Source organism: Arthrobacter sp. Y3221160, from assembly GCF_059092585.1.
In genome coordinates, this window is sequence record NZ_JBNHHU010000001.1 from 1,589,981 (window position 1) to 1,614,336 (window position 24,356).

A 24,356-nucleotide genomic window follows, 5' to 3' on the forward strand; every position below is an offset into this window, starting at 1 on the left:
TGAGCGGTCGCTTCGGCTGCCGCAGGCGACTGAAATTACCGACCGACCGTTCTATAAAGAATCCCACGCCGCCGGGGAGGGGTCAACTGCCGTGACGCAGAAGGTCCGAGGCAGCGCCCCGACGGAACCCGGCCGGCTCAACCGGCGGTTTCGTCCCTGCCCTCGGCCTTGGCGGCGATCTCTTTTAGGTCCTTGGCCATCTGCTTGCCCGCCACGCGCAATCCCAGCTTTCCGAAGAGCGCCATCATCAGCCTCGAGAGCGTTCCCGGGTTCTCCAGCTCGGCCCCGAAGAACATGGCCAGCCGGGTGCCGCCGTCCACGGGAGCGAGCGTGAACCTCGTCGTGTAGTCGGCGCCGTTCGATGCCGCCTTGACCGTCGTCGACGCCGGCGCGTCGACGTCCGCCACCCACATCTCCTCCGTGGCTTCCTTGCCCATCATCTTGCGGGTTTCGCGCCACCGGAAGCCCTCGGCGTAGTCGCCGGGCGTCAGGATCTCGACCCGCGTCACGGAGCTCAGCGTCCGGGCGGAGCCGGGGATGTCGGTGATCACGCGCCACACGGCGTCGACCGGTGCGTTGACGTGCCGGACTATTTCAAGGTGATGGCCCACGGTCGCTCTTTCGGAAGGAGTCAGGTTTCGAACAGCCTAGTGGAGGGGCTGCTCCCGGCGCAGCCGCGGAACGGCAACGATAAACTCGAAGGGTGACTTCCGAGAGCCCCGCCCCAGCCAGTACCGCCAACACTACCGCCGGCCACGCCGGAGTCCCGGCGCAGCCTGCCCTGCCGGAGAAGGTTTCCGACCTCTTCGACCCGGCGCGGTGGCGCGTGGTGGAAGGCTTCGACTTCCAGGACATGACCTACCACCGCCAGGTGGAGCGCGACGCAAGCGGCAACGTGGTGCGCGACCTGCCGGCGGTGCGCATCGCCTTTAACCGGCCGGAAGTGCGCAACGCCTTCCGGCCCGGCACCGTGGACGAGCTGTACCGCGCCATGGACCACGCCCGGATGACGCCCGATGTGGCCACCGTGCTGCTCACCGGCAACGGCCCCTCGCCCAAGGACGGCGGCCACTCGTTCTGCTCCGGCGGCGACCAGCGCATCCGCGGCCGCGACGGTTACCGGTACCCGGTGGAAAACGCGGCCGGCGAGTCGGCCGAATTCATCGACCCGGCCCGCGCCGGCCGGCTGCACATTCTGGAAGTCCAGCGGTTGATGCGGACCATGCCTAAGGTGGTCATCGCCGTCGTCAACGGCTGGGCCGCCGGCGGCGGACATTCCCTGCACGTGGTGTCCGACCTGACCATCGCCTCCCGGCAGCACGGCAAGTTCAAGCAGACCGACGCCACGGTCGGCAGCTTCGACGCCGGCTACGGCTCGGCACTGCTGGCGCGGCAGATCGGCCAGAAGGCCGCCCGCGAGATCTTTTTCCTGGCCCGGGAGTACTCGGCCGAGGACATGGTCCGCATGGGCGCCGTCAACGAGGCGGTCGACCATGAGCGGCTCGAGGAGGTGGCGCTGGAATACGCGGCGGACATCGCCCGGCAGTCCCCGCAGGCCATCCGGATGCTGAAGTTTGCGTTCAACCTGGCTGACGACGGACTGGCCGGCCAGCAGGTCTTCGCCGGTGAAGCCACCCGCCTGGCGTACATGACGGACGAGGCCGTCGAAGGCAAGGAAGCTTTCCTGGCCAAGCGCGACCCCGACTGGTCGTCGTTCCCCTACTACTTCTAGGGCGGGCGGCATGGACATCGAGCCGGCACTGGCAGCGCTGACCGCGGCGCTGGGCGGCGAGGGCCCCGCCGTCGAACTCGCCCCGGACGGCACCCCGGTGCCGGTGTCCTCGCCCGGACTGGTTCCCGGGACCGCCGCGGTCGTGCGGACCTCGGGGTCCACCGGCACGCCCAAGGCCACCATGCTGGGGATCGACGCGCTGGCCGCGTCGTCGATGGGCACCGCCCTGCGGCTGGGCGGCGAGGGGCAGTGGCTGCTGACGCTGGCGCCGAACTACGTGGCCGGCCTCCAGGTTCTGGTCCGCTCCCTCTACGCCGGCACCCGGCCCCGGGCGATGGACCTGTCCGGCGGGTTCACCGCCCGCGCGTTCACCGACGCGGCAGCCGCCCTGACCGACCGGTTCCGGATCACCTCGCTGGTGCCCACCCAGCTGCACCGGCTGCTCGCCGCGGCGGAGCCCGAAACGCTCAAGGCGCTGCGCCGGTTCGATGCCATCCTGCTCGGCGGCGCCCGGATGCCGGAGGCGCTGCGGGCGGAGGCGGCCAAACAGTCGCTGAAGATCGTGCGCACCTACGGCATGAGCGAGACCTGCGGCGGCTGCGTGTACGACGGCGTCCCGCTCCAGGGGGTCACCCTCCGGCTGGAGCAAGGCAGGGTCCTGATCGGCGGCGACGTGGTTGCCGGGGGCTACCTGGACAATCCGCAGCTGACCGACGCCCATTTCAGCGCGTCCGGCGGCACGCGCTGGTTCCGCACCGAGGACCTCGGCGAGACGGACGACGCCGGCGCGCTGACCGTCATCGGGCGCGCGGACGACGTGCTGATCACCGGCGGCGTCAAGGTATCCGCGGCGGCCGTCGCCGAGGCGATCGAGGGGCTGCCGGGCGTCCAGGCCGCGCTGGTGGCGGGGATTGACGATCCCGAGTGGGGCACCAGAGTCTGCGCCGCCGTCGTGGGCTCCGCCGCGGAAGCGGACATCGAGGCCCGGGTGCGCCGGGCGCTGGGCGCCCCCGCCGTCCCGCGCCACCTGGTGCGCCTCGAAGCGCTGCCGCTGCTGCCCAACGGCAAGCCGGACCGACTGGCCGTGGCCGATCTCCTGCGCCGTGCGGCGACGGAGGGAGCCGGCCACGACCGCGGCTCGCGTGGCGGGAAACCGCCGTCGCCGTGACATCGGCCACTCCTGCGGCGACGGCTGCACCGGCCTTCCGCTTCCATGGGCGAGAATAGACCGGTGCTGCGGCTGCCCGCAGCCAACGATGCATGAACCCCCACAGGTAAGGACTCTCCACAGTGGCTACAGCCGGGCAATGGTTCGAAGGGGCACGGCCCCGCACCCTCCCGATGGCGGTCGCTCCGGTGATCATCGGCAGCGCGGCCGCCTACGACCTGGGTTCCTTCCGGCCGCTGCATGCCCTCCTCGCGGCGCTCATCGCTGTCCTGTTCCAGGTGGGCGTGAACTACGCGAACGACTACTCGGACGGCGTCCGCGGCACCGATGACGTGCGGGTGGGCCCGCTGCGGTTGACCGGGTCCGGGCTGGCCAAGCCGAAAGCGGTGAAGGCCGCCGCGTTCGCCAGCTTTGGGCTGGCCATGGTGGCCGGGCTCGCCCTGATCATCCTGTCGCAGACCTGGCCGCTGCTGCTGGTGGGCGTCGGCTGCGTGATCGCCGCCTGGGGATACACCGGCGGCAACAACCCCTACGGCTACCGGGGGCTCGGCGAAGTGTACGTGTTCCTGTTCTTCGGCATTGTGGCCACCATGGGGACCACCTACACGCAGGCCCTGCAGGTCAGCTGGCCGTCCTTCCTCGGCGCGGTCGGGACCGGCCTGATCGCCACGGCCCTGCTGATGGCCAACAACGTCCGCGACATCCCGACGGACCGCGAGGTGGGGAAACTGACGCTGGCCGTCCGGATGGGCGACGAGGCGGCGCGCGTCAGCTACGTCATGATGCTCGCGGTGGCGCTCCTGCTGCCGCTCATCATGGTCTACGACTTCCCGTGGATCCTGCTGGTGCTGCTGCTGGTGCCGGCGTGCCTGACGCCGAGCTGGCTGATGCTCAAGGGCAAGAAGCGCGAAAGCCTCATCCCGGTACTCAAGCAGACCGGGATGATTAACCTCGGGTTCGCCACCGCCTTCGCGCTCGGCGTGGTGCTGAGCCGGCTGTCGTAGCCGCCTCCCGGCCGGTAGCCGCGGCGGCGGCTCGCCCGAAGCCGGGTCAGCCCCGGTCCACGGGCCGGGTGCCGTCCGGCTTCTGCCCGGAGTCCCGGGTCCTGCGGTAGGAATCCACGTTCAGTTCGCCGTGCTGATCGACGGCGGCGTCCTCGGCCAGCGCGTCCGAAATCTCCGTCGAGGTCCTCGGTGCCTTGGCGCCGGCGGAGAACCGGCGCGCCAGTGCCGCCCCCGCTTCGTCCCTCATCTTGCGGAAGAACAGGTACGTGATGCACCAGCCCATGATCGCTGCGGCGAGGGCCGAGTAGACGACACCCAGCCTCAAAAACAGGCAGATGACAAAGATGACGGCCATGATGCCGAGACGCAGGGCGCTGAATTTCCAAAAAGCCACGCCTCAAGTTTACGCTGCCCGCGAGATCGTCCGGCCGGTCCGAAGATTCATCAGCCCCCGGCTTAACGCTCACCTACAATTGACTCATGGTCCGTCTCTATGTCCTGCTCGCGGTACTGGCCCTCGCGGTGGTGATCTATGCCCTCATCGAGTGCATCCGGTCGCGGCCGCACGAGGTGCGCAGTATCTCAAAACCGGGATGGATCCTCACAATCATCCTGGTGCCCCTGATCGGAGCCCTGATGTGGTTCGTGTGGGGCCGCCCCAGGACGGGCGGCCGGCAGGCCCAGCAGGCTCCCCGCCCGGTGGCCCCGGACGATGACATCGCCTTCCTGCGCACGCTCGATGCGCAGCGCCGCGCCAAACAACGTGAAGAGGAACTGAACCGCAAGGAGCAGGAGCTCAAGAAGCGCGAGGACCCCAAGCACGGCGGCGAGGACAAGCCCGCGGCCCATGACGACCGCCAGTTGAGCGAAGACGACCCGGAGAACGGCCCCCGCTGACCTGACGCCGGCGTCCGGCTCCCCCCGGTCCCCGGACCCGAAGAAGGCCCGCCGCCCCGATGGGGCTGCGGGCCTTCTGTTGATTCGGAGGCGCGGGCCTCCTGTTGATTCGGGGCCGCGGCCTTCGGTCGATTCGGGGCCGCGACCTTCGGCCGATCCCGGCGGCTTGTCCTAGACCCCGGCGTAGCTGTGCAGGCCGGCGAAGAAGACGTTCACGATCGTGAAGTTGAAGACCACGCACAGGTAACCGACGATGGACAGCCAGGCGGCGCGGGTACCGGTCCAGCCGCGGGTGGCGCGGGCGTGCAGGTAACCGGCGTAGACCACCCAGATGACGAAGGTCCACACTTCCTTGGTGTCCCACCCCCAGTAACGGCCCCAGGCCTGTTCGGCCCAGATCGCGCCGAGCACCAGCGTGAAGGTCCAGAACACGAAGCCGACGGCGTTGAGCCGGTAGGCGGCGTTCTCCAGTGTCAGTGCCGAGGGAGCCAGCCGCATGAAGGCCAGCTTGTCCGCCTTGCCGGCGCGGCCGCGGGCCTCGCGTTTCGCCTGCACGAGCTGCAGCACGGACATGGCGAACGTCAACGTGAACAGCGCCGAGGCCAGCACGGCGACCGAGACGTGGATGATCAGCCAGTAGCTCTGCAGGGCGGGCACGAGGTGGGCCACCGGCGTCGGGAAACCGATGGACGCGGCGATCAGCATGACGACCACAAGGCCGATCACGAACGAGCCGAGGAAGCGAAGGTCCTTGCGGGTCAGCGCAATCAGGTAGACCACTGCCACCATCAGCGCACCCGTGGTGCAGAACTCGTACATGTTGCCCCACGGCACGCGGTGGGCGGCCAGGCCGCGGGCCACCACGCCGGCGGCCAGGATGACGGTAGCCAGCACGCTCAGGGCCACGCCGATCCGGGCGGCGGCACGCCGTTCCTTGCCGTAGTTCATCGAGTCCGCGGCCATCTCGACGCCGGCGCCGGCGCCGGCGCCCGCGCCGGCCGCCCTCGCGCCTGCAGCTGTCGACGCCGCACCGGCGGCGCCGACGAGCACGCCCTGCTCGGCCGCGTCGTGCCCGGCGGCCAGCCGGTCTTCCACAGCCTTGATGGTCTTGCTGGATGTCACCAAATCCCAGCAAAAGGCGATAAAGGCGACGGTGAATGCCATCGCACCGAGCAGGATGAACAGCTCGCTGTACTGGGCCATGGTCTGGTCAATCGTGGGCATGGGAAGAGATGTCCTTAGTGGTTGTCAACGCCGGCGGCGCTCTTGCTATTGTGCGCCCCGGGGGCGGCATCCGTCAGCCACTGGGTGCGGAAGAGTTTGCTGAGGGCGACCGCTTCCGGGGCCAGCCGGTGGTCCTCGCCCCGGGCCAGCAGGCCCCATTCGACCATGGTGCGGCCGTCCTCGTGGGTGCCGGCCCGCACCCAGACGCGGCGGCGGCCGATGAACAGGGAGGCACCCAGGCCGGCCAGGGCCAGCGAGGAGAACACAAGGGCACCGACCTTGCCGGGATCGTGGTGGATGTCCAGCGCTGCATAGCGGACGAGGCCGTCGAACGTGACGCTGCCCATCCCGTTGGGCAGTTCCGCCGTTTCGTAGGCGGCGAGTTCGATGCCCCCGTCCTCCTGGTTGCGGTCGTTGAGGACGGTCAGCTCGGTCGTGTCCAGGACGTAGACGTTCTTGGGGTCGCCGTTGTCCAGGCCCAGGTCCCCGTAATAGGAGTTCAGGTATAACCGAGGGTTCATGGGATCGGGGTCGCTGCCGTAGGCCACCCCGTCTTCGCCCTCCATCGCGGTCGGCAGGAAGAACCCCACGAAGCCCAGCTGTTCCGGCTGCGCGTCCGGCGCCTTGATCACCAGCGTGGAGGTGTAGGCGCCGTCGTTCGGGATGGCGATGACGGGGCCCTGGTGGGCGATGTTGCCCTCGCCGTCCCGGATGGTCACGACCGGCGCGTAGCCGTTGCCCATGAGGTACACGTTCGTTCCGCCGAGGGTCAGCGGGTGGTTGATTTTCAGCACCTGCTGCTCCTCGGGCGCCCCCGGCTCGCCGCGCACGGTCAGGGTGGCGGTGAAGTCGAGAGGCTGGCCGTAGTGGGTTTGTGATTCCCGGTCGAAGACCACATCGAACTCGTCGAGGCGCATGGAGAACGGCTCCAGCCGGTCCTCGGTGAACCCGGTTCCCGGATTGAAGGTGTCGTAGCCGATGAGCGAATTCACGAACGTTTCGCCCTCGACCAGGATCCGCTGGCCCGTGTAGCCGAACTGCCCGCCGATGGCGACGGACACCAGCACGCCGATCAGCGAGGTATGGAAGACCAGGTTGCCGATCTCCTTGGCGAAGCCGCGCTCCGCTCCCACGGAGGGCCGCTCGGTGTCCGCGTCGCGCACATCCACCCGGTAACCTCGGCGCTTCAGCAAGCGGGCGGCGTCCTCGACGGCGGAGCGGGCGGAAACGCCGGCGTCCGCGGGGACCGCCATGGAGCCGTACTCGGGCAGCCGGGACAACCGGCGGGGAGTCCGGGGCGGCTGCGACCGCATGGCCTTGTAGTGCTGGATGGCGCGCGGGATGACGCAGCCGATCAGCGACAGGAAGAGCAGCAGGTAGATGGCGGAGAACCACACCGAGGAGTAGACGTCGAAGAGCTGGAAGCGGTCCAGCCACGGCCCGACCGCGGGGTTGTCCGCAATGTACTGGGTCACGACGGCGGGATTGGCGGGGCGCTGCGGGAACAGCGAGCCGGGCACCGCGGCCACGGCCAGCAGCAGCAGCAGGAACAGCGCGGTGCGCATGCTGGTCAGCTGGGTCCAGGCCCAGCGCAGCATGCCGGCGAAACCCAGCGCGGGGATGGCAACGTCGTCCCGGCCGCGGTTGCGTTTCCGGTCGTCGGCGGGCCTGCGGTCCTTCACGGTCCGGCCGCCGCGATCCGTCCCCGGTCCGGCCGCTGCGGGGGCATCGGCTTGGTCGTGGCGTCCAGCGCCTTCGGGTGTCTGACTCATCAGATCGGGAGCCTCACTTCATTTGCAAACCAGTCCTGCAATTGCGTCACCCAGTCTCCCCATAACCCGCTGGCCATCAGCAGGCCCAAAACCACCAGCATGGCGCCGCCGGCCCGCTGCAGGAACAACCGGTGCCGGCGGAAGAACGCCATGGCGCCCATCCCCCGCCGCACGCCGAGCGCGATCAGCAGGAACGGAACCCCCAGTCCCAGGCAGTACACGAAGGCCAGGAACGCACCCTTGGCCGCATCCGCGCCTCCCGAGTAGGCCAGCGCCTGCACGGCCGAGAAGGTGGGGCCGATACAGGGCGCCCAGCCCAGCCCGAACGTCATGCCGAGGACCGGCGCCCCCCACAGCCCGGCCGGCGGCCGCGACTGGATCTTGCGGTCCCGCTGGAAGTAGGACAGCCCGCCCATGAAGATGATGCCCATGGCGACGACGACGACGCCCAGCACCTGGGTGACCCAGCCGGCTTCGCTTCCCTTCAACCAGGCCCCGAGCTGGCCGAAGATCGCCCCGATGATCACGAAGACGATGGAAAAGCCCAACACGAACAAACCGATGCCGGCGAACATCCGGCCGCGGCGCTGGCGTTCAAGATCCACGCCGGTCAGGCCGGTGACGTAGCCCAGGTAGCCGGGCACCAGCGGCAGCACGCACGGGGACAGGAAGGAGACCAGCCCGGCCAGCATGGCCACGGGGATTGCCAGCAGCACGGAGCCGTTGAGCACCGTGTCGCCGAAGGCGCCGCCCACAGTCATCGGCAGCGCGGCCGTCGCCCACCCCATTGCTAGGCGGCCACTGCGTCTTTAATCAGGGCCCGGAGCGTGCCCTTGTCCGCCACGCCCAGAATCCGGGCGGCGACGCGGCCCTCCTTGTCCAGCACCAGCGTGGTGGGGACGGCCTGCGGGGGCACGTAGGCGGTCATCGCCAGCAGGACGTCGCCGTTCTTGTCCATGAAGCTGGGGTACGTCACCCCGAAGTTGCGCTCGAAGGCCTCTGCCGTGGGGCGCTCGTCCCGGATGTTGACGCCGTAAAACCGGGCGCCGTCGGCGAATTCCTCGCTCAGCGCCTGCAGGTCCGGAGCTTCCAACCGGCAGGGCGCGCAGGAGGCGTACCAGAAGTTAAGGACGGTCACCCGGCCGGCCCAGTCGGCCGCATCGACGGTGGTGCCGTCGAAGAGCTTGGCGGTCAGCTGGACGGGTTCGCCGCGCGAGTCGGGCGCATACTCGGTCACCGAGCCGTCGCCGGCGATGTAGTTCTTGTTGTCGCCGGCGTTGGCCTGCTGGGCCAACGGATCCTCGACGGAACAGGCGGCGAGCGACAGGGCGCCCAGCAGCCCCGCACCGACTTTGAACGCGGTACGGCGATTGAACGAACGGGGGTTATCGGCAGTCACAGTCACACTTTTCTTCGTGGGGTTGGGGGTGTCCCACTTCTACAACGCGTAGTAATTCTATTATGCTCCGGGCAGGTTCGCCGCACCGGGCAGGAGGTGGGCGCACGGCTCGGCGTAGCGCACCCCGGCGAGGCGGCCGCCGTCGAACTCCAGGGAAGTCACCGAGGCCAGCGTGCACTGGCGGCGGCGGGGATCATGCCAGAGCCGTTTGCCCTCGGCGGCCAGCCGGGTCACCCAGATGGGGAGCTGGTGGCTGACCAGGACCGCCTCGGCGCCCTCCCCGCCGCGTTCCACGGCTATCCGGCGGGCGTCGTCGATGGCCTCGCGCATCCGGGCGGCCTGCGCCGCGTACGGCTCCCCCCAGGACGGCCGGAAGGGATTGTAGAGGTGCGGCCAGTGCCGGGGCTGGTTCAGGTGCGAGCGGATGTCCGCCAGCCCCTCGAAGTGGTTTTCGGCTTCGATGATCCGCTCGTCGGTGACGATCTCGAGGCCGAGCGCCTTGGCGGTCGGGGCCGCGGTCTCCTGGGCCCGGTCCAACGGCGAGGCCACCAGGTAGCTGATCCTGGCGCCGTCGTCGCGGCGTTCGGAAAAGTAGCCCGCGGCACACTCGGCCATTTCCTGGCCCAGCGCGGACAGCCTGAAGCTCGGCAGCCTGCCGTAAAGCACGCGGTCGGGGTTGTGGACCTCGCCGTGGCGGAGCAGGTGGACGGTAGCTTCGGGCATGGGTACAAGTGTCTCAAACCGCCGGTGTTTGCCCAAAAGCCCCGCTGTCCGCCCGTGGGGGTGTAGTGTCTGGCCCCGCCGGCTGGCCGGGAAGAAAATCATCCTTCCGGCCGACCGTCGCGGCACTGGCCTGCATTGTAGTGTTGCCTTAACAGCTGCCAAGCACCTCTGCGGCCGGCGCGCAGGCCGGCCGCACCGAGGGCGACCCGTGTGGATGAGATGAAAAGGAACCGGCCATGAGCACCCCAGTAAACGAACCGAACCAGCCCGGTGACGGGGAGGGCCGGCCCGGAGGCCAGGAACAGCCCCGGTACGGGCAGAACCTGCCGCAATACGGCCAGAACGCGCCTCAGCAGCCCGGCTCGGATCAGCCTCCCTACGGGCAAAACGCCCCGCAGTACGGACAGTACGGGCAGAACCCGCCGCAGTCCGGACCCCAGTATGGACAACAGTACGGGCAGCAACCGTACGGTCAGGGCCAGCAGGGACAGCCCCCGTACGGCCAGCAGTACGGGCAGTCCCCGTACGGCTACCAGAACGCCGTGCCCGGCCAGTACGGCTACCCCGGCGGGCAGGCGCAGACCGCCGCCAAGCCCACGGCGCCGCGCGAGGTCGTCATTGCCTTCTGGTTAATCATTGCTGCCGCCGTGCTGACCGCCATTGAAATGCTGACGGAACTGGCGAACCTGGACGGCACCATGGCGATGGTGCTCAACGACCCGTCGGTCCGCGAAGCTTTGGGCGAGCAGGGCGGCCAGTTCTCCGACGCCGAACTGGCGGAAATGATGAGCGGTACGGCAGGAGTGTTCATCGTCATCACCGCGGTGATCGCCGTCGGGCTGTACCTGATGGTGGCCTTCGGCGTGAAGGCGGGCAAGAACTGGGCCCGCATCACCGGGGCGGTGTTCGCCGCGCTGTCGCTGTTCGGACTCTTCAACATCTGGTTCGGCACCTTGTCCGTGCTGCTGGGCATCGCGGCGATCGTGCTGCTGTTCCTGCCGGCGTCGAACAGGTTCTTCCAGGCCACCAAGGCGCACAAGTTCGGCGTCTACGGCCGCTGACCGGGAGTGGGTTCCGGCCGCCTGACGGCCGGAACCCGGCGGGGCGCAGCAATGTTCAGCTGTGCTCCGTCGCCTGCGCCCGTTGCGCGTGGTACGCCAGGATCTGCAGTTCGGTGGCCATGTCCACCTTGCGCAGCTGCACGGATGGCGGAACCTGCAGCACCGCCGGCGCGAAGCTGAGAATGCTCGTGACGCCGGCTTCGACGAGCCGGTCGCAGAGCCCCTGGGCCGCGCCGGCGGGCACGGCCAGGACCGCCATGTTGGTGCCGGTCTGCCGCAGGATAAGTTCCAAGTCACCGATCGGGCTGACGCGCATCCCCGAGACCTCCGACCCGACGACCTGCGGATCCGCGTCGAAGAGCGCCACGACTCCGAAGCCCTTGGTGGTGAATCCGGAGTAACCGGCCAAGGCCCGGCCCAGGTTGCCGATGCCGACAATCGCGACTTTCCAGTCCTGGGTGAGCCCCAGGGCCGCGGCAATCTCCTGGCCGACCAGCCGCACGTCGTAGCCCACGCCGCGGGTACCGAACGACCCGAGGTAGGAAAGGTCCTTGCGCAGGGTGGGCGGGCTCACGCCGGCGGCCTCGGCCAGTTGCTCGGACGATATGCGTTCCGTGCCCTCGGACACCAGCGAATTCAGGGCCCGGAGGTAGATGGTCAGGCGTGCGAGCGCGGCCGGCGGGATCTCGTGGCCGGATGGCTTGGCAGCCTCGGTATCCGGGAGGTGGGTCACTGTTGTCGCTCCGATGCCTGCTGCGGGGCTCCGGCCGTGCCGTTTCCAGCCGTTCCGGGTCCTGGGTGCCGCCGGCGGCTGTCCAACCGCAGGCTTGTGTCCCCCCAAGATTAAGCTCCCCCGCGCCGCTCTCCAACTCCTGTGACGCCGGCCGGGCCGCCCCGGGCTACTGTGTGAGCAGCCGTCGCAGCCGGTCCGGATCGATGTGCCAGAAGTCCCGCTGGACGCCGTCGATCATGACCACGGGGATCTCCTCGGCAAAGCGCCGTTCGAGCTCGGGGTCCTCGAGGATGTTCTTCTCTTCCCAGGCGAGACCGAGCTCCCCCGCAACGCCCCCGACGGTCTCCCGTGCCGCCTGGCACAGATGGCAACCGGGTTTGGTCAGCAGCACCAGTTCGTGCCCGGGGCGCGTGTCGGATCCACTCATGCCTTCCACGGTAGCGGCCGGTGGCGCTGAACGGACAATCTCCGGCGCCTCGTTAGACTCGAAGCATGCCCAAGACCGCCGCCGGCCATGCACAGCGCGCCTCGGTCTCCACGGACCCGGGGACGGAAGCGGCATTTTTCGACGTCGACAACACCCTGATGCGCGGCGCCAGCCTGTTCCACGTGGCCCGCAAGATGTACCAGAGCGGCGCCTTCCGGATGCGCGACGCAGCCGGCTTCGGCTTCAAACAGGCCCGCTTCCTGATGCGGGGAGAGAACCTCAAGGACATCCAGTCGATCCGCGACACGGCACTGGCCCTTGCCACCGGCCTGCTGAGCGACGACGTCAAACAACTGGGCGACGAGGTTTACGACGAAGTCATCGCCTCCAAGATCTGGCCCGGGACCAGGGCCCTGGCGGACCAACACCTGCGGGTGGGCCGCAAGGTCTGGCTGGTCACGGCCACGCCGGTTGAAGTGGCCGCCGTCATCGCCGACCGGCTGGGCCTGACGGGCGCCCTGGGCACGGTGGGTGAAACCGAAGACGGCGCCTACACCGGACGACTCATCGGGGACATCCTGCACGGGCCGGCCAAGGCTATCGCGGTCGAGGAGTTGGCCATCCGCCAAGGCTTGGACCTGGCGCGCTGCTGGGCCTATAGCGACTCCTACAACGACGTCCCGCTGCTGACCCTGGTGGGCAACCCGGTGGCGATCAACCCGGACGCCAGGCTGCGCCGGCACGCCCGGGAGAACAACTGGCCGGTCTACGACTACAGGAGCGGCCGGCGGGCGGCCACCTTGGGCCTCAAGGCCGCCACCGGTGCCGGCGCGGTCTACGGTCTCTGGCGCGGGGTCAACAGATTCCGGCGACCGGCGGCGTAACGGCCGGACCCACGCCGGCGGGGATGAAAACCGGTTAACGGCACAAGGCCCGCCAGTTTCCTGGCGGGCCTTGGAAGAAAAGGGAACCGGTTGTCGGTCCTACTTCTTGTTGCGGCGCTGGTGACGGGTCTTGCGAAGCAGCTTACGGTGCTTCTTCTTGGCCATACGCTTGCGGCGCTTCTTGATAACTGAACCCACGAGTCCCTCATTCACTGATAGTTTCGTCAGCTGCCGGTGCCCGGCGGGGCACACGTCAACTCACGGTTTTCGACGATGACGTAAAACGTTCCTTAACAGGGTACCGCCTCCGCGCCCCCCGCTTTGACCGCCGGACGGCAGCCGGCCCACTCCGGAGCGTCAGGCCGTCCCAGTCTCCCGGTCGATCACGGCGCCACGCAGGTACTCCTCCACGGCCGATTCGGGCACCCGATAGGAACGTCCAAAGCGCACGGCGGGCATCTCGCCCGAATGCACCAAGCGGTAAACGGTCATCTTGGACACGCGCATGACCGCGGCCACTTCCGACACCGTCAAGAAGCGCACACTCGAGAAATTGTTCTCGTCAGCCATTACGCACTGTTCCTTTACTGTAAGCAACACCGGCGGCGTGCCGCCTTGCCCCGCCCCAACAACCGTCTTCCTAGATACTTTAGAGGCTGTTGTGGCAAAAGTGAAAGTGCACACTGTAGCTTAAGCATTTTAACCAAGCACGGCCTTTTACCCTCAGGCCGCTTTCGTGGCGCGATTCCCCGCGGCCGAGGCCAGCTGGGCCAGCACATCCGCCGTGACGTCCCACTCCATGCAGGCATCCGTGACACTCTGCCCGTAAACCAACGCCGCTCCCCCGCCGTCCTGGGACACCTCCAGTTTCTGTGCCCCGCCCACCAGGAAGCTCTCCAGCATCAGGCCGGCGATGGCGCTGCCGCCAGCTTCGACCTGCGCGGCGATCTCCAGCGCCACCTCGGCTTGGCGGTGGTGGCTCTTGCCACTGTTGGCGTGGCTGGCGTCCACGATCAACCGCGGATTCAGGCCGGCTTCCGCCAGCGCCGCGGACGCCGCCGCCACCTCTTGGGCTCCGTAGTTCGGGCCGCTTGCGCCGCCGCGCAGGATCACGTGGGCGTCGGGGTTGCCGTTGGTGGAGACCAGCGCCGCCCGTCCCTCGCCGTCGATCCCCAGGAACACCTGTGCCGCGGCCGCTGCGTGGCAGGCGTCGAGCGCAACCTGCAGCCCGCCGTCCGTACCGTTCTTGAACCCCACCGGCATGGAGAGCCCCGAGACCAACTGGCGGTGGATCTGGCTTTCGGTGGTGCGCGCACCGATCGCTCCCCAGCTGACCAGGTCCGCCAGGTACTGCGGGCTGATCGGTTCCAGGAACTCCGTGGCCACCGGCAGGCCGAGCTCCGCCACCTCCAGCAGGAACGTCCGCGCCAGCCGCAGGCCGGCGGCGATGTCATGGGAGCCGTCCAGCCGCGGGTCGTTGATCAGCCCCTTCCAGCCCACCGTGGTCCGCGGCTTCTCGAAGTACGTGCGCATCACGATCAGCAGCTCTTCGCGGTGCTCACGTGCCACCTGCGCCAGGCGGCGCGCGTAGTCCAGGCCCGCCGCGGTGTCGTGGATCGAGCACGGTCCCACGATCACCAGGAGCCGGTCGTCCACCCCGTCCATGACCGCCCGGACGTCCTCCCGGCCGCGGGCGACGACGGCAGCCGCCTCGGCGGTCAAGGGCTGTTCCTGCAGCACCTCGCCCGGTGACGGCAGCGGGCTGAAGCCGCCCACCCGCAGGTTGTTCGTGCTGCGCGGCGAGGCCGGGTCGGCGGCCTCGACGCCGGCCGGCGTCGGCGCTTCGGTTTCCAAAAGCTGGTTGGCTGCTGAATTCATGGTCGGTGTCCCGTCTGTTGGCGGCGGGACTTCGCTACAGAACCCGCCGGAGAAATGGCGAAGGGCAGAGAATCATCTCTGCCCTGTTGGCTCTGAAGGTTGGTATGCGTAGGCGCTAAGCGGTTACGTCAGGCCCCTCCAGAGCCAACGCAAAATACGCATACCAACGAGTCGTCATACCCGGAACTGTACGCCCGATCCGCGGGGGAAGAAAACGCGGGCCCGGGACATGACAGATTATGACGACGGCGGGGCGCCCGGTCCCTACAGCCGCAGGTGTGGGGCGCCGGCCGCGCTCAGGCCAGGCCGGCCAGCACATCGATGCCGAAGACCGGCTCCCGGTCCAGCGGGCGGAGGTCTGCGATCCCGTGCGATTCCAGTGCGGCGGCGAGCGAGCGTTGGAACCGCGGGACGTTCATGCCCAGCCCGCCGCCGAGCACCACCGGGCCGCCCATGCCCAGCCGCCGGGCGACCAGGGCAATCTGGCCGGCCAGGTCGGCGGCCGCGCGGTCGACGATCGCCTCCGCCGCCGGATCGGCGCCTTCGGCGGCGGCCACCACCAGGCGGGACTTGCCCGCCCAAAACCGCCGGTCGGTTTTCGCCGAGTGGAACAGCGCTATCAGCTCGGCCGGCTCCTGAAGCCCGCAGTCGTCCAGCAGCAGGTCCGTGAGCCGGTCCCGCCGCAGGCCCGCATCCAGGCGGGAGAGTGCGTGCCGGACGGCTTCCCGCCCCAGCCAGTAGCCGCTGCCCTCATCGCCCAACAGGTGCCCCCAGCCGCCGGCGCGGACCTCAAGCCCGGCCTCGTTGATGCCCCACACCGACGATCCGGTTCCTGCGACCACGCCGATCCCGGTGCGGAGGCGTCCGGCGGCGAGCACCAGGCGGGTGTCGTGGACAACATGGACGACCGCCCCGGGGGCCAGCAAGGCGATCAGGGCGCGCAGCGCCGCCGCGTCGCCCTCGGTGTCGATCCCGCCTGCCCCTGCATACACCGCCGTGATCCCGGGCGCGCCGAGCCGGCCGAAGACCTCGGCCAGGGCCGCGGCGGCCTGGGCGGGGCTGGCGTTCTGCACGTTGGCGCTGCCCGCCGTGGCTTCGGCGACCGGCAAGCCGTCGTCCAGCCGGATGCCGTGTGTCTTGCTGCCGCCGATGTCCAGCCCGATGAGTCTTTGCACCATGGGGTGAGCTTACTCGGGGCGTCCCGCCGCCGCGGAGGCCGGGCCGGTCCGTCAAGCCTGGCCGGACCCGCGGGATGACCCGTGCGCACCAGAACGAAACGGTGCCCGCCGTGGCGGGCACCGTCGTCGTCATCAGTGCTTGGCTGTGTGGGCTGCCTTAGATGAGGCCCAGGGCGAGCATGGCGTCGGCTACCTTCTTGAAGCCGGAGATGTTCGCGCCCGCCACGTAGTTGCCGGGCATGCCATATTCCTCGGCGGTCTCGGCGCAGCGGTCGTGGATGCCGACCATGATGTCCGCCAGGCGCTGCTCCGTGTACTCGAAGGTCCAGGCGTCGCGGCTGGCGTTCTGCTGCATCTCCAGGGCCGAGGTGGCCACGCCGCCGGCATTCGCGGCCTTGCCCGGGCCGAACAGCAGGCCCGCGTCCTGGAAGATGGAGGCCGCTTCGCTCGTGCACGGCATGTTGGCGCCCTCGGCGACGGCGACCAGCCCGGACTCCACCAGGCGCCGGGCGGATTTCTCGTCCAGCTCGTTCTGGGTGGCGCACGGCAGCGCCACGGTGCAGTCGACGTCCCAGATGTTGCCGTCGGCCACGTAGTGCACGGCCGAGCCGCGGCGCTCGGCGTACTCCGAAATGCGGCCCCGCTCGACTTCCTTGATCTGGCGCAGGAGTTCGACGTCGATGCCGGCCTCGTCGACGATGTAGCCGCCGGAGTCGGAGGCGGTGACGACCGTGGCGCCGAGTTCCTGCGCCTTTTCGACGGCGTTGATGGCCACGTTGCCGGAGCCCGAGATGGCCACGCGCTGCCCGTCCAGGCTCTGCCCGCGGGTTTTGAGCATTTCCTGCGCGAACAGCACCGCGCCGTACCCGGTGGCTTCCGGGCGGACCAGCGAGCCGCCCCAGCCGATGCCCTTGCCGGTGAGGACGCCTGACTCGTAGCGGTTGGTGATGCGCTTGTACTGGCCGAACAGGTAGCCGATTTCGCGGGTGCCCACGCCCATGTCCCCGGCCGGAACGTCAGTGTATTCGCCGATGTGGCGGTACAGCTCCGTCATGAAGGACTGGCAGAAGCGCATGACCTCGCCGTCGGACCGGCCGCGCGGATCGAAGTCGGACCCGCCCTTGCCGCCGCCGATGGGCATGCCGGTCAAGGCATTCTTGAAGATCTGCTCGAAGCCCAGGAACTTGATGATGCCCAGGTAGACCGAGGGGTGGAAGCGCAGGCCGCCCTTGTAGGGGCCAAGCGCGGAGTTGAACTCCACGCGGAAGCCGCGGTTGATCTGGACGTTGCCGGCGTCGTCCACCCAGGGCACGCGGAAGATGATCTGGCGTTCCGGCTCGCAGATGCGCTGCAGGATGGCGGCGTCGGAATATTCGGGGTGCCGGGCGGCCAGCGGCTCGAGGGTTTCGAAGACTTCGGTGACGGCCTGGTGGAATTCCGTTTCGCCTGGGTTGCGCCGGAAGACTTCGTCGCGGACTTCAAGCAGGTGGGCATCCATGGGTGCGTCCCTTCACTAGCTGACGTGTGGGGGCACTCAGGTTGCTGCGGGCCCTCACACAGAAAACCATAAGAAGCGGCATCTAAGAAACACACCTGACACATCGCCGAACCACCTCGTAACGCGCCGGACGGCGGTACAGTCGGCCGGTTTGTCGCACTGAACGGGGCAGTTCCGGCACCGCTGGGCGGGGTGGCAGGGCGGAAAGTGCCGGCCGTCACGGGCGAACGCGCCCGCCCGTCGGGGCCCGAATGTGCGGCTCATCACGGCCCGGGGCCCTCCGCGTCCCCGCACGGGTGGCCCCTCTGGTACTCCGCCGGGCTGCCGCCTCGTGCGCCGCCGGGCTGTCTCCGGGCGCCATCTGCAACGAGGCCGGGCTGCCGCGCGCACCGGCACCCGGGGCCGCCGCTCACATCGGCACCGTGGCCGCCGCTCAGCCGCGGCGGCGGCGCGGCAGTTTGGGCAGATGCGCGAAGATGTCCGCGGCCTTGGTCGTTGCCTTGTTGGCCGCCTGGCCGAGCGAGCGGCTGAGGTTGGCGGGAACCGGAACCTCGAGGCTCCGCCCCGTCACCGCATGCGCGGGTTCCTGCGGGGCGACGACGGCGGCTGCCACCGCGGGCGACACCGGCCCCGCCTCGGCGGCGGGCAGGACATCGACCCCGAACCCGATGATCCAGTCGGCCACATGCTGCAGCGGCCCGGTCTGCAGCGAGTAGTAGCGCTTCTGGCCCTGGGCGCGCATGGACACGAGTCCGGCTTCGCGCAGCACCTTCAGGTGCTTGGAAACGGTCGGCTGGCTCACCTCCAGCTCTTCGACCAGTTCGCCAACCGCCTTGTCGCCGTCACGGAGCGAGCCGAGTATGTCCCGGCGGGTACCTTCGGCAATCACTGCAAAGACATCATCGATGGCCATTGCATTACCCTAACCGCATATATGCTCCGGGGCACACCCCCGGCGTTGGTCCCGGCGCCGGGCAGGGCAGAATCTCTATACCGGGTTCGGTAGACGGCTGCGTCTGGCGCGGCCGACCGGCCAGGGTCTGCCGCCCCACCCGCTGGGGGCCTGGCGAACCCAGTAACGCCTAATCGAACCAGGGATCGAGCCCGTGGTAGGGGAAAATTTCCTTGCGAGTGGCCATCACGGTGCGGTCCACGCCGTCGTTGGGGTCATAGCCGACCTCCCACGAGCGCCACCACAGGTCGGCGTCGTCGCCCATGTACAGCGGTGCCTGCTGGCCGTACCGCACCTCGACGTAGTCATGCCAGGACTGCGGCACCTCGCTGTGCAACGGAATGGCCCTGCCGGAAACAATGGCGAGCATGTGCGTCCAGGACCGGGGCACCACATTGAAGACGTCGTAGCCGCCGCCGCCCGTGGCGATCCAGCGGTCGCCGCAGACCTCGCGCGCCAGGTCGGCCGTGTCCAGCATCATTTGCCGCTGGGCGTCCACGCTCAGCCGGAGGCTGCTCAGCAGGTCGCGGGCATGGTTGTCGCAGCCGTGTTGGCTGACGATCACTTCGGGGGCAAAGGCCCTGACCAGCTGCGGGACCACGGCATGGAAGGCCCGCAGGAAGGCCGCGTCGCCGGAGCGGGGCGGCATGGCGACGTTGACGGAACTGCCCGGCGCCTCAGGGCCCCCGCTCTCGTTCGCGAAGCCCGTCCCCGGGAACAGGTGGGTGCCGGTTTCATGCAGGGAGATGGTCAGCACCCGCGGGTCGTTGTAGAAGATCGACTGGACGCCGTCGCCGTGGTGCGCGTCGACATCCACGTACGCCACCCTCTGCACGCCGTTATCCAGCAGGTGCTGGATGGCCAGGGCGCAATCGTTGTAGATGCAGAACCCGCTGGCCTTGCCGCGCGCGGCGTGGTGCATGCCGCCGGCGAAGTTCACCGCATGCAGCGCAGAGCCGTCCAGGATCGCGGCCGCGGACTGCAGCGAGGCCCCGGCGATTCGGGCGCTGGCGGTGTGCATGCCCGGAAACACCGGATCGTCTTCCGTGCCCAGGCCCCGCTCGTCGTCGATGGCGTCCGGGTCTTCGCTGACCGCCTTCACGGCGGCCACGTAGGCCGGGTCGTGCACGGTCTGCAGCGCCGCGTCGCCGGCGATTTCGGCTGCGGCCAGCGTGACGTTCGGGCGGTGGAAGATGGCGAATTCGTCAGCCAGCCTGGCCGTCAGGTCCAACCGGATCGGGGACATGGGATGATGCGCGCCGAAATTGTAGGCCAAGACGGATTCACTCCACACCGCCAGAGTGGGAACCGCGGGAACTGGGGTCGCTGACATCACAGACAGGCTACGCGAAAGCACCGGTGCGCGCGCATTCTTCCCGCGCCCCGTGCGATCAATTGATGATTTACTACTGCAAGGAGCAAGTCAGCGATTTCGGAGCCGGACAGAAGCGATCGGGATGACCAGACAGCAGCCGTCATGGCTAGCCGGGCGGGAACACGAACGATTCTCGCTTTTGCGCACGCTCCGCGACTTCGTGGACAGCGTTGCCAACAGTTCCCCGGCACGGCTGGCGCTGATCGTCTACGTGGCGGTGATCCTGGTCTTCACCGGGCTGCTGTCCTTGCCCGCCGCGGCCCGCGACGGGGTCATCACGCCGCTGCACGACGCCTTCTTCACGGCAGTCTCGGCCGTCTGCGTCACGGGCTTGACCGTGGTGTCCACCGCCGGCCACTGGACCTTCCTCGGCCAGGCCGTGATCCTGCTGGGCATCTTCATCGGCGGCCTGGGCACGCTGACGCTGGCCTCGCTGCTGGCGCTCATGGTGAGCAAGCGGCTGGGCGTGCGCGGCAAGCTGATCGCCCAGTCCGCCATGAGCAACGCGGGCCGCCTGGGCGAGGTCGGCGCGCTGCTGCGGATCGTGATCACCACCTCGGTGATCATCGAGGTGGTGCTCGCCCTGGTGCTGATCCCCCGTTTCCTGATGCTCGGCGAATCCTTTCCCCAGGCCGCCTGGCACGGCATCTTCTATGCCATCTCGGCGTTCAACAATGCGGGGTTCACCCCGCACTCCGATGGCCTGGTCCCCTACGAGACCGATGAGTGGATCCTGCTGCCGCTGATGGTCGGCGGTTTCCTGGGCAGCCTCGGGTTCCCGGTGGTCATGGTGCTTCTGGAGCGCGGTTGGCGCTTCAGCAAATGGAACCTGCACACCAAGCTCACGGTCGAGGTGTCCCTGATCCTGCTGGTGGTAGGCGCCCTGGTCTGGGGCGCCATGGAGTGGAGCAACCCGGAGACCCTGGGCGGCATGAGCACCTGGGACAAGGTCCTGCACGCAACGTTCGCGTCCGTGATGACCCGCTCGCTCGGCTTCAACCTGGTGGACATGAACGACATCGAGCCGTCCACCATGCTCTTTTCCGATGCCCTGATGTTCGCCGGCGGCGGTTCCGCCTCGACCGCGGGCGGCATCAAGGTCACGACCATCGCGATCGTGTTCCTGGCCATCGCAGCCGAGGCCCGCGGCGACCGGGACGTGAAGGTCCATGGCCGGACCATCCCCGAAGGCGCCATGCGGGTGGCCATCTCGGTGATCGTCATGGGTGCCACGTTGGTGGCCTTCGCCGCCGGCCTGCTGCTGGCCCTCACCGGCGAAAGCCTGGACCGAGTGCTGTTCGAGGTCATTTCCGCGTTCGCCACCGTCGGGCTGAGCACCAACCTGAGCGCCGAGCTGCCGCCCGAGGGCAAATATGTGCTCTGCGCCCTGATGTTCGCCGGCCGCGTCGGCACCATTACGTTGGCCGCCGCCCTGGCGCTGCGCGAGCGCCGCCAGCTGTTCCACTACCCCGAAGAGAGGCCCATCATTGGCTGACAAGTCCGCATCGAACAGACGTCCCGCCCACAACGCCCCCGTGCTGGTGGTCGGTCTGGGCCGCTTCGGTTCCTCGACCGCGGAACAACTGGTCAAGCAGGGCCGCGAGGTGCTGGCGATCGAACGTGATCCGGCCCTGGTGCAGAAGTGGTCGGGGCAGTTGACCCACGTGGTGGAGGCCGACGCCACGAACATCGACGCGCTGCGCCAACTGGGCGCCCAGGAGTTCAGCTCCGCCGTCGTCGGTGTCGGCACCTCGATCGAGTCCTCGGTGCTGATCACCGTGAACCTGGTGGACCTGGGCATCGAGCACCTCTGGGTCAAGGCCATCACACCGTCGCACGGCAAGATCCTCTCGCGCATCGGCGCCAACCATGTCATCTACCCGGAGGCCGACGCCGGCCGCCGCGCCGCGCACCTGGTGGGCGGCCGGATGCTGGACTTCATCGAGTTCGACGACGGTTTCGCCATCGTCAAGATGTACCCGCCGAAGGAGACCCAGGGCTTCACGCTGGGTGAGTCGCAGGTGCGCTCCAGGTACGGCGTCACGGTGGTGGGCGTGAAGTCGCCCGGCGAAGACTTCACCTATGCGCGGCCCGAAACCAAGGTCTCCAGCCGGGACATGCTGATCGTCTCCGGGCACGTGGACCTGCTGGAGCGTTTCGCGGCCCGCCCGTAGGGGGGCCGCCCGTAGCGGGGCCGCCCGCAAGTCCAGCGGACCCAGGCCCCCTTACGGCTCAGGCCAGCTCGCGCGACAGTTCGGCCGCCCGTTCGGCAGCGGCCGCGGCACCGCGCGCGATCACCTGCGGCAGCCCGTCGTCGTCGAAGGAGGCGATGGCGCGCTCCGTGGTGCCGTTCGGGCTGGTGACGGCACGGCGCATGACCGCCGGGTCGGCATCCGGCGCAGCGAGCATGATGCCCGCGCCGGCCACGGTCTCACGGGCCAGCGTCATCGACAGCTCCGGCTCCAGGCCCAGCTCCACGCCGGCGGCGGCCATCGCTTCGGCCAGGTAGAAAGCATAGGCGGGGCCGGAACCGCTGACCGCGGACACCGCGTCCAGCTGGTGTTCCGGAACCACGACGACCGTGCCGGCGCCGGCGAATACTTCGCGGGCGGCCTCCAGCTGGGCATCGCTCACGTGGCTGCCGGCGGAGACGCCGACCGCCCCGCGGCGCACCTTGAGCGGCGTGTTGGGCATGCTGCGCACCAGCGGCTGGCCTTCCGGCAGGGCAGCTTCCATGGCGGCAACGGTGACTGCCGCGGCCACGGAAACCACCACGGTCCGCTTATCCAGAGCCGGCGCGATGGTCCGGCACAGGTCCGCGATGCCCGCCGGCTTCACCCCCAGCACGGCTACGTCGGCGCCCTGCACCGCATAGGCGTTGGCCGCCGGGTCGTCTTGTTCCGCCAGCACCGTCAGGCCGGGATAACGCCCGCGCAGTTCCGCGGCGCGTTCGCTGCGGCGCACCGTCGCCGTCACGTTTTCTGCCGGTGTTCCGGAGGCCAGCAGCCCGGCCAGGATGGCCTCGTTCATGGACCCACAGCCCAGGAAAGCGATGCGGCGAGCGGTTGGTGTTTCCGTGGCGTCAGCAGTCATGTCTGCCATTGAATCATGGTGCCGTCATCCGGCGCGTGCTGCCGTTCGGGCCCCCACGCACACCCGCGGGGAAGAACTCACAGGTGCCGTTCAGGTGTTTAACGGCGTTGTCCCAAGGTCCCCGTCTAGTGTCATAAACACCTCATCAAGGTGCGAGTGATGATGGACCGGATCTGCTGGTTCCGGTCCAGGCGCCGGCGAACAGCGGTTGACTCCCCCAACCGACCGCAACGTTCGCCGGCGTCGCCATTTAAGCCCTCCACCGCAGCCCTGCCGCGTGACGTGTCCGCGGTTTTGCGCCGCTGCTGCTAACTGCCCACCTTCTCGACGGCGGGGGCCGGCTCCAGCGCCTGCCGCACCAGCATGGTGCCCACGGGACTGACCGGGGCGTCGCTGTCGTAGAGCAGGTGATCGAAGCGTTTGAGGATCAGCCCCTCGCGCAGCGCCCACGGGCAGATCTGCAGCGTCTCGGTCTCGAACATCTCCATCGCCGCCTCGGCGACCATCGCCCCGGCGAGCAGTTGCGGCGCCCGCACCATCGAGACACCCGGAAGATTGACACGGTCGCTGACCGGCATGGCGGCCAGCCGCCGCGTCCACAGGGACAGGTCCGTGCGGTGCAGTTCCCGCCGCACGTACGGGCCGGCGGCCGAGGGTGCGGCCCCGGCGATCCGTGCCAGCGAGCGGAAGGTCTTGGAGGTTCCGACCACCATGTCCGGCCGGCCGTGGGCAGAAATTTCTTCGACCGCGGGAGCCAGCGTCTCGCGGATATACCCGTACAGGTCCTTGATGCTCTTCACGCTCGGGGGGTCCTCGGGCAGCCACTCCCGGGTCAGCCGGCCCGCTCCCAGCGGCACCGACACGGCGTGTTCGGGCAGTTCGTCATGGCCGATGGCCATCTCGAAGGAGCCGCCGCCGATGTCCAGGTCCAGGATTGTGCCCGACCCCCAGCCGTACCAGCGGCGGACGGCCACCAGGGTCATGCCGGCCTCCTCGGGGCCGGTCAGCTCCTGCAGCGTGACATTGGCTTCCGCCTTGACCCGGTCCAATACTGCCCTGCCGTTGGTCGCTTCGCGGATGGCGGAGGTGCAGAAGGCCAGCATGTCTTCGGCTCCGTGCAGCCCGGCGAACCGCCAGGCCTCTCGGATAAAGCCGATGAGTTCCTGCTGGCCCTCTTCGCTGATACTGCCGTCGGCATCCAGATACGCCACCAGCGACAGCGGCCGCTTGTGCGAGGCGAATGGCACCGGCCGGGCACTCGGGCGGGCATCCACCAACAACAAATGCACCGTGTTGGAACCGATGTCGAGAACGCCCAGACGCATGTTCATATTATGCAGGCCTGCGGCACGGGCACC

General features: G+C 68.8%; 26 protein-coding genes. 8 read left to right on the forward strand and 18 right to left on the reverse strand.

Annotated features, from left to right (window positions below; genetic code table 11):
- Positions 1 to 137 precede the first annotated feature (137 nt).
- Positions 138 to 611, reverse strand: coding sequence for an SRPBCC family protein (locus AC5RWG_RS07370; protein WP_494076355.1), 474 nt, complete (start codon positions 609 to 611; stop codon positions 138 to 140).
- 170 nt (positions 612 to 781) lie between these two features.
- On the opposite strand from AC5RWG_RS07370, the gene AC5RWG_RS07375 reads away from it, so the two are divergent.
- The 3 genes from AC5RWG_RS07375 (at position 782) to AC5RWG_RS07385 (ending at position 3,904) form a co-directional block, all read left to right on the forward strand.
- On the forward strand, positions 782 to 1,732 hold the full coding sequence (locus AC5RWG_RS07375; protein WP_494023277.1) for a 1,4-dihydroxy-2-naphthoyl-CoA synthase: 951 nt from the start codon (positions 782 to 784) through the stop codon (positions 1,730 to 1,732).
- Positions 1,733 to 1,742: 10 nt separating this feature from the next.
- A complete protein-coding gene (locus AC5RWG_RS07380; RefSeq protein WP_494166690.1) occupies positions 1,743 to 2,900 on the forward strand; it encodes an AMP-binding protein in 1,158 nt (385 codons plus the stop codon).
- Between the two features lie 122 nt (positions 2,901 to 3,022).
- The gene (locus AC5RWG_RS07385) at positions 3,023 to 3,904 is read left to right on the forward strand and encodes a 1,4-dihydroxy-2-naphthoate polyprenyltransferase (protein WP_494000622.1); all 882 of its coding nucleotides are present in this window, start codon (positions 3,023 to 3,025) and stop codon (positions 3,902 to 3,904) included.
- Positions 3,905 to 3,950: 46 nt separating this feature from the next.
- On the opposite strand, the gene AC5RWG_RS07390 is transcribed toward AC5RWG_RS07385, so the two are convergent.
- The gene (locus AC5RWG_RS07390; RefSeq protein ID WP_494128798.1) at positions 3,951 to 4,298 is read right to left on the reverse strand and encodes a DUF4229 domain-containing protein; all 348 of its coding nucleotides are present in this window, start codon (positions 4,296 to 4,298) and stop codon (positions 3,951 to 3,953) included.
- Positions 4,299 to 4,384: 86 nt separating this feature from the next.
- Between AC5RWG_RS07390 and AC5RWG_RS07395 the strand changes: the two genes are divergently transcribed.
- On the forward strand, positions 4,385 to 4,801 hold the full coding sequence (locus tag AC5RWG_RS07395) for a PLD nuclease N-terminal domain-containing protein (RefSeq protein ID WP_494012825.1): 417 nt from the start codon (positions 4,385 to 4,387) through the stop codon (positions 4,799 to 4,801).
- Positions 4,802 to 4,972: 171 nt separating this feature from the next.
- On the opposite strand, the gene ccsB is transcribed toward AC5RWG_RS07395, so the two are convergent.
- The 5 genes from ccsB to AC5RWG_RS07420 form a co-directional block, all read right to left on the reverse strand.
- Complete coding sequence (gene ccsB, locus AC5RWG_RS07400) at positions 4,973 to 6,025, reverse strand: c-type cytochrome biogenesis protein CcsB (RefSeq protein ID WP_494000625.1); 1,053 nt, start codon at positions 6,023 to 6,025, stop codon at positions 4,973 to 4,975.
- Positions 6,026 to 6,039: 14 nt separating this feature from the next.
- The gene (gene resB, locus AC5RWG_RS07405; RefSeq protein WP_494025766.1) at positions 6,040 to 7,623 is read right to left on the reverse strand and encodes a cytochrome c biogenesis protein ResB; all 1,584 of its coding nucleotides are present in this window, start codon (positions 7,621 to 7,623) and stop codon (positions 6,040 to 6,042) included.
- Positions 7,624 to 7,796: 173 nt separating this feature from the next.
- Complete coding sequence (locus AC5RWG_RS07410) at positions 7,797 to 8,585, reverse strand: cytochrome c biogenesis CcdA family protein (RefSeq protein ID WP_494000626.1); 789 nt, start codon at positions 8,583 to 8,585, stop codon at positions 7,797 to 7,799.
- 2 nt (positions 8,586 to 8,587) lie between these two features.
- Positions 8,588 to 9,202, reverse strand: a complete 615-nt coding sequence (locus AC5RWG_RS07415) for a TlpA family protein disulfide reductase (protein WP_494166691.1) — start codon at positions 9,200 to 9,202, stop codon at positions 8,588 to 8,590.
- Positions 9,203 to 9,256: 54 nt separating this feature from the next.
- The gene (locus AC5RWG_RS07420) at positions 9,257 to 9,919 is read right to left on the reverse strand and encodes a histidine phosphatase family protein (RefSeq protein ID WP_494012827.1); all 663 of its coding nucleotides are present in this window, start codon (positions 9,917 to 9,919) and stop codon (positions 9,257 to 9,259) included.
- Positions 9,920 to 10,155: 236 nt separating this feature from the next.
- Between AC5RWG_RS07420 and AC5RWG_RS07425 the strand changes: the two genes are divergently transcribed.
- Entirely contained in the window at positions 10,156 to 10,980 is an 825-nt protein-coding gene (locus tag AC5RWG_RS07425; protein WP_494025362.1) for a hypothetical protein, read from the forward strand.
- Positions 10,981 to 11,035: 55 nt separating this feature from the next.
- On the opposite strand, the gene AC5RWG_RS07430 is transcribed toward AC5RWG_RS07425, so the two are convergent.
- Positions 11,036 to 11,713: a redox-sensing transcriptional repressor Rex gene (locus AC5RWG_RS07430; protein ID WP_494025361.1), complete on the reverse strand. Its 678-nt coding sequence runs from the start codon at positions 11,711 to 11,713 to the stop codon at positions 11,036 to 11,038.
- 166 nt (positions 11,714 to 11,879) lie between these two features.
- A complete protein-coding gene (locus AC5RWG_RS07435; RefSeq protein WP_494012828.1) occupies positions 11,880 to 12,140 on the reverse strand; it encodes a glutaredoxin family protein in 261 nt (86 codons plus the stop codon).
- 65 nt (positions 12,141 to 12,205) lie between these two features.
- Between AC5RWG_RS07435 and AC5RWG_RS07440 the strand changes: the two genes are divergently transcribed.
- Positions 12,206 to 13,024 carry an HAD family hydrolase gene (locus AC5RWG_RS07440; RefSeq protein ID WP_494000632.1) on the forward strand — a complete coding sequence of 273 codons (819 nt, stop codon included), beginning with the start codon at positions 12,206 to 12,208 and terminating at the stop codon, positions 13,022 to 13,024.
- A gap of 99 nt (positions 13,025 to 13,123) precedes the next feature.
- On the opposite strand, the gene AC5RWG_RS07445 is transcribed toward AC5RWG_RS07440, so the two are convergent.
- From AC5RWG_RS07445 to AC5RWG_RS07475, 7 genes are all read right to left on the reverse strand, one after another.
- On the reverse strand, positions 13,124 to 13,222 hold the full coding sequence (locus tag AC5RWG_RS07445; protein WP_003792170.1) for a 30S ribosomal protein bS22: 99 nt from the start codon (positions 13,220 to 13,222) through the stop codon (positions 13,124 to 13,126).
- Between the two features lie 159 nt (positions 13,223 to 13,381).
- Complete coding sequence (locus AC5RWG_RS07450) at positions 13,382 to 13,594, reverse strand: helix-turn-helix domain-containing protein (protein WP_493978048.1); 213 nt, start codon at positions 13,592 to 13,594, stop codon at positions 13,382 to 13,384.
- Positions 13,595 to 13,747: 153 nt separating this feature from the next.
- The gene (locus tag AC5RWG_RS07455) at positions 13,748 to 14,902 is read right to left on the reverse strand and encodes a 3-deoxy-7-phosphoheptulonate synthase (protein ID WP_494074027.1); all 1,155 of its coding nucleotides are present in this window, start codon (positions 14,900 to 14,902) and stop codon (positions 13,748 to 13,750) included.
- A 296-nt stretch (positions 14,903 to 15,198) separates the two neighbouring features.
- Entirely contained in the window at positions 15,199 to 16,080 is an 882-nt protein-coding gene (locus AC5RWG_RS07460; RefSeq protein ID WP_494166692.1) for an N-acetylglucosamine kinase, read from the reverse strand.
- 157 nt (positions 16,081 to 16,237) lie between these two features.
- The gene (gdhA, locus tag AC5RWG_RS07465; RefSeq protein ID WP_494000635.1) at positions 16,238 to 17,578 is read right to left on the reverse strand and encodes an NADP-specific glutamate dehydrogenase; all 1,341 of its coding nucleotides are present in this window, start codon (positions 17,576 to 17,578) and stop codon (positions 16,238 to 16,240) included.
- 433 nt (positions 17,579 to 18,011) lie between these two features.
- On the reverse strand, positions 18,012 to 18,491 hold the full coding sequence (locus AC5RWG_RS07470; protein ID WP_494012833.1) for an ArsR/SmtB family transcription factor: 480 nt from the start codon (positions 18,489 to 18,491) through the stop codon (positions 18,012 to 18,014).
- A gap of 169 nt (positions 18,492 to 18,660) precedes the next feature.
- Positions 18,661 to 19,863, reverse strand: a complete 1,203-nt coding sequence (locus AC5RWG_RS07475) for an acetoin utilization protein AcuC (protein WP_494025358.1) — start codon at positions 19,861 to 19,863, stop codon at positions 18,661 to 18,663.
- Between the two features lie 124 nt (positions 19,864 to 19,987).
- On the opposite strand from AC5RWG_RS07475, the gene AC5RWG_RS07480 reads away from it, so the two are divergent.
- Together AC5RWG_RS07480 and AC5RWG_RS07485 are read left to right on the forward strand one after the other, a co-directional pair.
- Complete coding sequence (locus AC5RWG_RS07480; protein WP_494000638.1) at positions 19,988 to 21,400, forward strand: TrkH family potassium uptake protein; 1,413 nt, start codon at positions 19,988 to 19,990, stop codon at positions 21,398 to 21,400.
- A 40-nt stretch (positions 21,401 to 21,440) separates the two neighbouring features.
- Positions 21,441 to 22,079: a potassium channel family protein gene (locus tag AC5RWG_RS07485; protein ID WP_494001300.1), complete on the forward strand. Its 639-nt coding sequence runs from the start codon at positions 21,441 to 21,443 to the stop codon at positions 22,077 to 22,079.
- A gap of 58 nt (positions 22,080 to 22,137) precedes the next feature.
- Here AC5RWG_RS07485 and proC read toward each other — a convergent pair whose 3' ends face one another.
- Positions 22,138 to 22,998: a pyrroline-5-carboxylate reductase gene (proC, locus tag AC5RWG_RS07490; RefSeq protein ID WP_494025357.1), complete on the reverse strand. Its 861-nt coding sequence runs from the start codon at positions 22,996 to 22,998 to the stop codon at positions 22,138 to 22,140.
- A 308-nt stretch (positions 22,999 to 23,306) separates the two neighbouring features.
- On the reverse strand, positions 23,307 to 24,323 hold the full coding sequence (locus tag AC5RWG_RS07495; protein WP_494166693.1) for a Ppx/GppA phosphatase family protein: 1,017 nt from the start codon (positions 24,321 to 24,323) through the stop codon (positions 23,307 to 23,309).
- Positions 24,324 to 24,356 lie beyond the last annotated feature (33 nt).